The sequence below is a fragment of the Streptomyces niveiscabiei genome (assembly GCF_001419795.1).
GTDB classification, from domain to species: Bacteria; Actinomycetota; Actinomycetes; order Streptomycetales; family Streptomycetaceae; genus Streptomyces; species Streptomyces niveiscabiei.
Genome location: NZ_LIRL01000765.1, coordinates 1 through 5,344 on the forward strand (window position 1 = coordinate 1; position 5,344 = coordinate 5,344).

At 68.7% G+C, this 5,344-nt stretch carries 5 protein-coding genes; 4 read left to right on the forward strand and 1 reads right to left on the reverse strand.

What is annotated here, in order from left to right:
* The first annotated feature begins 68 nt into the window (after positions 1 to 68).
* From AOK24_RS32990 to tatC, 3 genes are all read left to right on the forward strand, one after another.
* Positions 69 to 263, forward strand: a complete 195-nt coding sequence (locus tag AOK24_RS32990) for a hypothetical protein (RefSeq protein WP_055723694.1) — start codon at positions 69 to 71, stop codon at positions 261 to 263.
* Between the two features lie 262 nt (positions 264 to 525).
* Complete coding sequence (gene tatA, locus AOK24_RS32995; RefSeq protein WP_055723695.1) at positions 526 to 816, forward strand: Sec-independent protein translocase subunit TatA; 291 nt, start codon at positions 526 to 528, stop codon at positions 814 to 816.
* A 47-nt stretch (positions 817 to 863) separates the two neighbouring features.
* Positions 864 to 1,808 (forward strand): twin-arginine translocase subunit TatC, encoded by a 945-nt coding sequence (gene tatC, locus AOK24_RS33000; RefSeq protein WP_055723696.1) that lies wholly within the window; start codon positions 864 to 866, stop codon positions 1,806 to 1,808.
* Positions 1,809 to 1,912: 104 nt separating this feature from the next.
* On the opposite strand, the gene AOK24_RS33005 is transcribed toward tatC, so the two are convergent.
* The gene (locus AOK24_RS33005; RefSeq protein WP_055723697.1) at positions 1,913 to 2,257 is read right to left on the reverse strand and encodes a hypothetical protein; all 345 of its coding nucleotides are present in this window, start codon (positions 2,255 to 2,257) and stop codon (positions 1,913 to 1,915) included.
* A 174-nt stretch (positions 2,258 to 2,431) separates the two neighbouring features.
* On the opposite strand from AOK24_RS33005, the gene AOK24_RS33010 reads away from it, so the two are divergent.
* Complete coding sequence (locus tag AOK24_RS33010) at positions 2,432 to 5,281, forward strand: DEAD/DEAH box helicase (RefSeq protein WP_055723698.1); 2,850 nt, start codon at positions 2,432 to 2,434, stop codon at positions 5,279 to 5,281.
* The last annotated feature ends 63 nt before the right edge of the window (positions 5,282 to 5,344 follow it).

Below are 5,344 nucleotides of genomic sequence, written 5' to 3' on the forward strand. Positions count from 1 at the left end.
GGGTGTCCCTCTGACGGGGGCGGCGACCGGCTGTCACCGGGGTTTCCGTGGAGCGCTACGCTCGGGGCATGTTCTGGGCGATGGTCGCGGTTGCTGTGGGATTTCTCGGGCTGGTCGTGCTGGGGGTGCTCGCGGTGCGGGTGTTCGTGGAGGCGCGGCGGCTCGGGGCGCAGGTCGCGGCGTCCGCGGAGCGGATCGGGCGGGCCGCGGAGGAGCTGGAGCGGGCGGCGGTGAGCACCGCGCGGGCCGCCGACTCGCTGTGAGCGCGGCTGCGACGGCTCTGTGAGTCGGGGGGCCGATGCGATTTGGGCGACTTCTCCCTCCCGCGCCGACCGGTGCGGCGGGTACGCTGCTGGTCGCGGACCGGAGAACGAGGCCCGATTCGCGGAACAGGGAGTACGCACGGGGATTGCCTGACGTTCACCCCCGGGCGTTACGATCGCTGAGAGCACGATCGTTCGGACACCTGTCCGACCGGTCGCACAGCATCCCCACCCAGCCGCCTCGGTGAGAAGGTAAAGACTTATGTTCGGAAGGCTCGGAGCCCCCGAGATCATTCTCATCCTCGTCGTCATCATCCTGCTGTTCGGCGCGAAGAAGCTTCCGGACATGGCCCGCTCGCTCGGCAAGTCCGCGCGGATCCTCAAGAGCGAGGCCAAGGCGATGAAGGAGGAGGGTGGCAACTCCGCCACGACCTCGGCCGCCCCGCCCACCCCGGGTGACCAGGCGTCCGCGCAGCGCACCATCCAGGCGGCCCCCGGCGACGTGACCAGCTCCCGCCCGGTCACCGAGCCGACGGACTCCACCAAGCGCTGACGCAGGGCCGGTGACCTCCGGCCCGCCGTACGAGATGGGAACGTGGGTTGCTCAAGTCTGCCCGCAAGAAGGAGAAGGATCCCGAGGGGCGGATGCCCCTCGTGGAGCACATTCGCGAGCTCCGTAACCGGCTCGCGAAGGCCGTTCTGGCGATCGTCGTCATCACGGTCATCGCCGCCTTCTTCTACAAGGACATCATCGAGTTCTTCACGAACCCGATTCTGGACTCGGTCGGGTGCAACGCCACCCTCTCCGAGCTGGCGCAGCAGCGAACCGGCACCTGCGCCCGCATCGTCCTCAACGGTCTGCTGACCCCGTTCACGCTCGCCCTCAAGGTCTCCCTGATGGCCGGTGTGATCTTCGCTTCGCCGGTCTGGCTCTACCAGCTGTGGGCGTTCGTCGCTCCCGGCCTGCACAAGCACGAGCGGAAGTACGCCTACGCGTTCGTCGGCGCCGGCTTCCCGCTGTTCCTGGGCGGTGCGTTCTTCGCGTACAAGACGCTGCCGACCATGGCGAAGGTGCTCCTGGAGTTCTCGCCGGCGGACCTGGACAACCAGCTGCCGCTGGACGACCTGCTCGACCTGATCGTCCGCATGGTGCTCGTCTTCGGGCTCTCCTTCGAGCTGCCGCTGCTGCTGGTGATGCTCAACCTGACCGGGGTGCTGACCGGCAAACGGATGCTCGGCTGGTGGCGCGGCATGATCATGGGCATCACGGTCTTCGCGGCCGTCGCGACGCCCAGCACCGACCCGCTGACCATGCTGGCCCTCGCAGGGCCGATCTGGGTCCTCTACTTCTGCGCCACCGCGTTCTCCCTCCTGAACGACAAGCGCAAGCGCCGCCGTGAGGAGATGGGCCCCGGCGACGACGAGGCGTCCGAACTGGATCTGACCCCCTCGGACATCGGCGAGGTCGAATCCGTGAGCTCCGCCCGCGCGCTGCCGGGCCAGTCGAGCACGGAGCGGGTCAACGGGTACGACGACGTGACGTAGGCCGCCGCGTGCCGCGCAGGCACCAGCATCCGTATGACAAGAACGCCCGACCGGAACCTCCGGTCGGGCGTTCTTGTCAGGTGAGTCGATCGGCGGTCAGGTGATCAGTCGCCTGTACCCACAGGACACTGCGCCACATTCGTGAAGCTGTCGGAATCGGGCTTCGCCGGGTACGTGTGGTGCTCCTGGGATCTGGCTCCCATCCAGATGCAGGCGATGGCACCGCCGGTGGAACGGAACGCGAGTCCCCGGCTCGTACCGCAGGTGTTGCTGGCGTAGACGGTCCAGGAGATGGTGCCGTCTCCCCAGGACCAGTTGATGCAGCCCGCGCTGCCTCGGTGCACGGCGCGTGTGGAGACATCCGCTGCCGAGGCGGATCCGGCGCCGACCGCCCCCAGGAGCAGTGCTGTGGTGGCTGTGAGGACGGAGACGCGTTTGGTGAGATTCACATTTCCCCCTTCTTACCGTTTCTTGATCGCTTGCGGTGGTCAGCCGCAGGCGTGTGCAGTCCGGTGCGAATGCCTCGAACTGGAAGGGAACACTAGTTCGTATCCAGGATCTGCAACAAGATCTGTTTTCGTACGGTTGCGGAGGGTCACGGCTTGGATGGGGGGATCCGGATAATGATCGTCCCGTTGTCAGTGGGGGCCGGTACGCTCGAAGGCACGATGACAGAGGACCTCTCTCCGGCTGAGCGGTATGCGGCGGCGCGCAGGCGTGCTGTCGAGCAGGCGACCGCGTTGGCCGGGTTTCGCGAGATGTATGAGTTCGGGCTCGATGCTTTTCAGATCGAGGCCTGTCGGGCGCTTGAGGCGGGGAAGGGGGTGCTGGTTGCCGCTCCTACGGGGTCGGGGAAGACGATCGTCGGGGAGTTCGCCGTTCACCTGGCCCTGGGGCAGGGGAAGAAGTGTTTTTATACGACCCCCATCAAGGCGCTCTCCAATCAGAAGTACGCCGACCTGTGCCGCCGCTACGGCGCGGACAAGGTCGGGCTGCTGACGGGCGACAACAGCGTCAACTCCGACGCGCCGGTGGTCGTGATGACGACCGAGGTGCTGCGGAACATGCTGTACGCGGGCTCGCAGACGCTGCTGGGCCTCGGGTACGTGGTGATGGACGAGGTGCACTACCTCTCCGACCGCTTCCGGGGCGCCGTATGGGAAGAGGTGATCATTCATCTTCCCGAGTCCGTGACGCTGGTCTCGCTGTCCGCGACCGTGTCCAACGCGGAGGAGTTCGGCGACTGGCTGGACACCGTCCGCGGGGACACCGAGGTCATCGTCTCCGAGCACCGGCCTGTGCCCCTGTTCCAGCACGTGCTGGCGGGGCGGCGGATGTACGACCTGTTCGAGGAGGGCGAGGGCAGCAAGAAGGCCGTCAACCCCGACCTCGTCCGGCTCGCGCGCATGGAGGCGCAGAGGCCGTCGTACCAGGACCGCAAGCGCGGCCGGATGCGGGAGGCGGACCGGGAGCGGGAGCGGCGTTCGCGCTCGCGTGTGTGGACGCCGGGCCGACCCGAGGTCATCGAGCGGCTCGACGCCGAGGGCCTGCTCCCCGCGATCACCTTCATCTTCAGCCGCGCCGCCTGCGAGGCCGCCGTACAGCAGTGTCTGTACGCCGGGCTGAGGCTCAACGACGACGCGGCGCGGGCCGAGGTGCGCGCGCTCGTCGAGGAGCGCACGGCGGCCATCCCCCGCGAGGACCTGCACGTCCTCGGCTACTTCGAGTGGCTGGAGGGCCTGGAGCGGGGCATCGCCGCGCACCACGCCGGGATGCTGCCGACCTTCAAGGAGGTCGTCGAGGAACTGTTCGTGCGCGGGCTCGTCAAGGCCGTCTTCGCGACGGAGACGCTGGCGCTCGGCATCAACATGCCCGCCAGGTCCGTCGTCCTCGAAAAGCTCGTCAAGTGGAACGGCGAGCAGCACGCGGACATCACGCCGGGGGAGTACACGCAGCTCACCGGGCGGGCCGGGCGGCGGGGCATCGATGTCGAGGGGCACGCGGTCGTGCTGTGGCAGCGGGCCATGAGCCCCGAGCACCTCGCGGGGCTCGCGGGCACGCGCACGTACCCGCTGCGGTCGAGTTTCCGGCCCTCGTACAACATGGCCGTCAACCTCGTCGAGCAGTTCGGGCGGCACCGCTCGCGGGAGCTGCTGGAGACGTCGTTCGCGCAGTTCCAGGCCGACCGGTCGGTCGTCGGGATCTCCCGGCAGGTCCAGCGCAACGAGGAGGGGCTCGACGGGTACAAGGAGTCGATGACCTGCCACCTCGGGGACTTCGAGGAGTACGCCCGGCTGCGGCGCGAACTCAAGGACCGCGAGACCGAGTTGGCCCGGCAGGGGGTGGCTCAGCGGCGTGCCGAGTCCGCGGTCGCGCTGGAGCGGCTCAAGCCCGGTGACGTCATCCACGTGCCCACCGGCAAGTACGCCGGGCTCGCGCTCGTCCTCGATCCGGGGCTGCCGGCCGGGCGGGCCAACGGGCATCGGGGGTTCGAGCATCATGACGGGCCCCGTCCGCTGGTGCTGACCGCCGAGCGGCAGGTCAAGCGGCTCGCCTCCATCGACTTCCCGGTGCCGGTCGAGGCGCTCGACCGGATGCGGATCCCCAAGACCTTCAACCCCCGCTCGCCCCAGTCCCGGCGGGACCTCGCGTCCGCGCTGCGGACCAAGGCCGGGCACATTCCGCCGGAGCGGGCCCGCAAGAAGCGGTCCCAGGCCGCCGACGACCGCGAAATCGCCCGGCTGCGGGCCGAGTTGCGGGCCCACCCCTGCCATGGGTGCGCCGAGCGCGAGGATCACGCGCGGTGGGCCGAGCGGTACTACCGGCTGCTGCGGGACACGTCCCAGCTGGAGCGGCGGATTGAGGGGCGGACCAACACGATCGCCCGGACCTTCGACCGGATCGTCGCGCTGCTGACCGAGCTCGACTATCTGCGCGGGGACGAAGTCACCGAGCACGGGCGGCGGTTGGCCCGGCTGTACGGCGAACTCGACCTGCTCGCCAGTGAGTGTCTGCGGGCCGGGGTCTGGGAAGGGCTGTCGCCCGCCGAACTCGCCGCGTGCGTCTCCGCGTTGGTGTACGAGGCCCGTGTCGGCGACGATGCGATGGCCCCCAAGGTGCCGTCCGGGGCGGCCAAGGCCGCGCTCGGGGAGATGGTGCGGATCTGGGGGCGGTTGGACGGGCTGGAGGAAGAGTTCAAGATCAGTCAGACGGAGGGGGTCGGGCAGCGGGAGCCGGATCTCGGGTTCGCCTGGGCTGTGTTCATGTGGGCTTCCGGGAGTGGGCTGGATGAGGTGCTTCGGGAGGCGGAGATGCCTGCGGGGGATTTTGTGCGGTGGTGTAAGCAGGTGATTGATGTGCTGGGGCAGGTTGCCGCGGCGGCGCCTTCTGAGGGGTCTACTGTGCCTAAGGCTGCGCGGAAGGCTGTTGAGGGGGTGTTGCGGGGGGTTGTCGCCTATTCGTCGGTGGGGTGAGGTTCGAGGGCGGGTGCGGGTTGACTGTGGCTGGTCGCGCAGTTCCCCGCGCCCCTGAAAGAC

What these genes read in the sequence shown, in the direction of transcription:
- tatA (WP_055723695.1), top strand. Translation starts at nt 526, where the DNA reads ATGTTCGGAAGGCTCGGAGCCCCCGAGATCATTCTCATCCTCGTCGTC.
- AOK24_RS32990 (WP_055723694.1), top strand. Translation starts at nt 69, where the DNA reads ATGTTCTGGGCGATGGTCGCGGTTGCTGTGGGATTTCTCGGGCTGGTC.
- AOK24_RS33010 (WP_055723698.1), top strand. Translation starts at nt 2,432, where the DNA reads ATGATCGTCCCGTTGTCAGTGGGGGCCGGTACGCTCGAAGGCACGATG.